Source organism: Bartonella sp. AP21QHHD (assembly GCF_042196205.1).
Classification (GTDB): Bacteria; Pseudomonadota; Alphaproteobacteria; order Rhizobiales; family Rhizobiaceae; genus Bartonella.
On record NZ_JBHIPT010000074.1, the window covers coordinates 1 to 4,455 of the forward strand.

Genomic DNA, 4,455 nt, shown 5'->3' on the forward strand with positions numbered 1-4,455 from the left:
CAAAATCATTATGTGGCTTACCCTGAATAGTGTAAGTGGGAGCCTTACCGTTAGATATATCTGCACCACCACCAAAATATTTAGATGTATTTTGAGAAATTTTTGCTAGATCATTCGTAACAGTGGTAACATTCTGATTAGTAGCAAAGAGCTGCGAACCATTTACTGCATCGGTTGAATCTTCAGCAATATCTCCATTGGCAAGAAATTTAATTTTGCTATTGGTTCTTCCCTCTCCATGCTGTGCTACAAATGCCTGCTCATCATTGCTCCACAATAGAGAATCTTTAGAAACACCCTCAATTTTCTGAGTAAATTCATTAGCTACATGTGTTAAGCGACCATTCACATTGTTTATATTCTCATCAAGCCCTGTCAAAGCTGTACCAACATTATTATGGTCCTTAGTTACTGCTGCACCATCTTCAGAAATGTGCGATAAATGATAGTGCGGACCAAACAAGATACCGTCGTGAAAGTCCGCATCACCACCAAAAATACCTGCTATATCTCCAGATATTTTTTCAATCTGGCTACCATTAATTGCATCATTCGACCCTTTTGCAATTGTACCAGCTTGTACATTATGGAGAGAAACTGGTGCCGTAGTCTTATCACCACCCAAAGTCACGCTATTATAATTAATGGTGCCATCTGCATTTTTATCATAAAGAACCGCAAAGTTATTTGCTTCTTTAATGACCTTAATACTGTCCGTGATATCTGCAATTTCACCATCAAGTTGTTTTTTATTAACGGCTTCATCATCCTTAACTGCTTCTTTCACACCGGAAATTGCACGAGCATCACCTGATTTGTTTGCAATATTAATCTCTGTGCCTTCTATTTCCTTACCGATGATGATACGATTTGTCTCTTCTTCTCGCTTAACAAGGCTATTGCTTTTTATAGTGTCAACAACATCTGCAATCTGACCATCGAGCTGTTGTTTATTAACAGCGTCGTTATTGTTTACAGCAGCCTTCACACCGGAAATTATCCTATCTTCACCCGATTTGTTTGCAACATTGATTTCAGAACCACCTGTTTCTATACCAATGGTGATACGACCTTCTTCTCCACCATCTTGCTTAACAAGACTATTTGCTGCTATTTGATTTTTTATCTCTTGTAGCTGCGCAAAATTCACTGCATCATAAGGTTCTTCCCCAGCTGCCACTCCTGTAATCTGCTTATTGCCAGCATCAATACCATCCACAGTTATTCTAGCCCCATCAGCAAATATAATGCCATCATCACTTATAGAGCTTCTCCCAGCGGTAACTCGTTCCACTGTAATATTGTTAGCTAGATCAAATTTTACATTATTGTCTTCCGCACCTTTTGTAATCTTAAGGTTATCACTTGCAGCCGACAAATCTACCGTGCTCGTTATACCAATCGTTGTGGCATTTTTACCCCCAATAGATAGCTGCCAACCTTGGTCTACGTAAGTTTTTAACGCTTTTAGCTGTGCAACATTAACGGCATCGGTAGAATAACTACCAGCAGCCACTCCTTCAAGCTGGCGTGTTACCTGATTTTTATAATCACCAATAGTTGCTGCATGCGCAGTACCTTTCCATACCTCACTGTTTTTATTTTTTTCGCTTAGCTCGATAGGACTGTAACCGTCAGCGCCAGCAAGCGATGTAGTCGCAGAACCGTCCCCAAGAACAACATTGCCATACGCCCGCGTTTCAGCATTCTTATCTATAACAATAGCTCCATTACGATCAGCCCTCACTTTTGAGGAGTAACCATTCGCGAATGTATATTCCTCAATGCTATCTTGATTATCATATACGGAACCTATCGCAATACCGTCTAGCCCTGAAGTGCGAGCCATAGAGTTTATGGCAAAACTTTTCTCTTTTGCCCTATATTTCTCTGGATCTAAAACAACAGCTTTTTTAGCCTTCTTATCCCTTTTTGAATCAGGAACGAGCGTGCTATTCACTGTGAAGATGTTTTGCGCATCTTCCCATGCAAATCTTCCGTCGACTGTTAAAACATTTATTACAGAATTATAACCATCTATACCACTGTTATAATCATCATACGCAGAAATAGTACTTTGCGGATAAACTACAGCGGCATTCTTCACATTTTCAAGAGATGCCTTTGTTAAATCGAGATTTGCTGAAAAAACAGGAGCAGCATTCGATAAAAATAAGGCAACCGCAGTTCCTAACGACGCTACTTTAAACAATGATGATCGACAATGTGAGCGAGAAAAACTCAAATCACGCAGATTTTGTGTAGTGTATAATTTTTTCATAATACCCCCTTCATAATAATAGATTAAAAACACAAAAAAGGTATAATCTAGAGCCCTAAAGCTTTCTTATTTCCCTTGCATGTCCGCGCTCTTACAGCCTGTGTTTTTAGGACATAAATAAAATTAAGACGTAAGCTGTCGTTTCTGCGGCACCTTTAGAGGTGTAATTAGAGGCAGGTTTGTGAAAGTCAATTTGAGGAAGGTAAAAAAATACTTAATATTAGAATAGATTTCGTTTTTCTATCAAAGGCTGCATGTCGTTTTTAGCTTTGATCTCTTTGAAAAAAATATAATTTTTGTACCTATTGATTATCCGCTTAGGCATCAGTTTATTTTTCGTGAATAAGATTTTTTTATTTCATTAGAGGATTTATGAAAGCTCTTTACTAAAATACCCCATCTATATCCTTACTAATGGTAATGTGTCTCGTTGCTGTATCCTATTTTACAAAAATACTCACTGCTACTTGTTCTTTTATTCCCTTCAGTTGTGAAAAATTCACTGCATCAGTATTGCTAGTTCCTTCTGCAACATTTGTTACTTGTTTACTTGCCGCATTAATACTACCGGTGGTTATTTGCGGGACATCAGTAATTACTAAGCCTGTTGCATCTACTTTTGTTTTTTCTCCTAATGTTATGCTTTTCAATGCTATATCATTAGCCAAACTCAATATGAGCTTATTTTCATCGTTCTTATCTCTTTTAACCCTGAAGTTACTTACTCCAGATGAAAAATTTATTGTACTATCTAGCACCCATATCTTTAACTTCCTCACCAGCAATAAACAGTTTCCACCCTTTTTTCTTACAACTTCTTCTAAATCCTGCAACTGTCTAAGGTTCACTGCATCGGTAGGTTTGCTACCAGCTGCTACGCCTATAATTTGTTGCATTATATTCTTACTAGGAACACCAATACTTACTGCAACTTTCATACTTTTCCATTGAGATTCAGGGTTTTTAGCCGGTCCTTGCAGAAGAGACGTATACCCAAAAACGCCATCAGCCCTACCGGACACAGAGTTGTTCCCAATAGCCCCCCATCAACCGTCACTTTAGAATAAGAACCTAAAGCGATACTTCCAACCCCATTTGCTTTTGAATAGAAGCCCATAGAAATAGCTTCTTGAGCAAATGTATATGCACGGAGTAACCAAGTGAAATCGAACCATATTCTAAAACTTTAGAAACAGCTCCCACTACTGTTGAATAATCACTCTTCGAAAGAGTATAATCATTTTCCCCGTATTCGCTCTTCTTATTATATTCACTACCTATTGCGATACTGCTTTTCTCTAAAGCGTAAGCCATATTACCTACAGAAACGCTCCATTCTTTTTCCGTTTGCGCTCCACTACCCTAAAGCAATACTTGTGTTTGGAGTACGTTGCATATCTGTAGATCGTTGCATTATAAAGCATACGTTTAAAACTATACGAAAATAAAAGCTAAAACTGTCTCCTTTTAATAAAGGGTATATTCGTATTGACATTGCGTGAAGCATTTTAACAAATCAAAATAATAGCAATCAATTTTTTGAATCTTTACCACTAAGGTCTTTTATTCTCAACAAAGTTGTCAGAGGCTTTTTATATTCGGATTTTATATAATTACGGGAGTTTTATACATTTAGAATAGCTTTAGAGAGCTCTGGAAAAAGATAAAAAATTTGCCTTTTTCTTATTTAAGAAAAGGGCAAATCAATTTTATGGATTTAGTCGTTTATTAGTTGAGTATCACATTAACCCCTGCACTTATACCCCAGTGACCTCCAGAAGTGGTAATTGACAAGTTGGAACCAATATCACCGTTCTCTGAAGTATAACCTGCACCAACAGCAAAAGCAGATTGACTACGCCATAAACCACTACCAAATGCGATTGTTAATTTTCCAGGAATATCACTATAGCGTAAACCAGCTACCGCTAAACCAACAGCTGCTGCTTGTCTTGCTTCCTTGCGAACATCCTCAACAGCATAATTTAATGTCGAAAACTTCATATCCGTATACGAATTAGCCTCATTAACTCCATCTTTTACAATATGAGAAACTTTCTCATCCGTATACTTATTGGCATCCTCAAGAACCGTCTTCATCTGCTCTTCAGTATAATCATGCAACTGACCACCATTAACAGCTTGCTGAGAACCTGTTTCAATCTTTCCATCCG

Annotated in this window: 3 protein-coding genes and 1 pseudogene; all 4 read right to left on the bottom strand. The window is 37.8% G+C overall.

Annotation, left to right across the window (positions count from 1 at the left end; genetic code table 11):
- Positions 1-2,281: pseudogene (locus ACFIMC_RS04825) on the bottom strand (hypothetical protein); the annotation flags it as partial.
- A 440-nt stretch (positions 2,282-2,721) separates the two neighbouring features.
- Entirely contained in the window at positions 2,722-3,219 is a 498-nt protein-coding gene (locus ACFIMC_RS04830) for a hypothetical protein (RefSeq protein ID WP_375672157.1), read from the bottom strand.
- Positions 3,220-3,352: 133 nt separating this feature from the next.
- A complete protein-coding gene (locus ACFIMC_RS04835) occupies positions 3,353-3,595 on the bottom strand; it encodes a hypothetical protein (protein WP_375633132.1) in 243 nt (80 codons plus the stop codon).
- Positions 3,596-4,009: 414 nt separating this feature from the next.
- On the bottom strand, positions 4,010-4,455 hold a 446-nt coding region (locus tag ACFIMC_RS04840; RefSeq protein ID WP_375685684.1), incomplete at its 5' end, for a YadA-like family protein.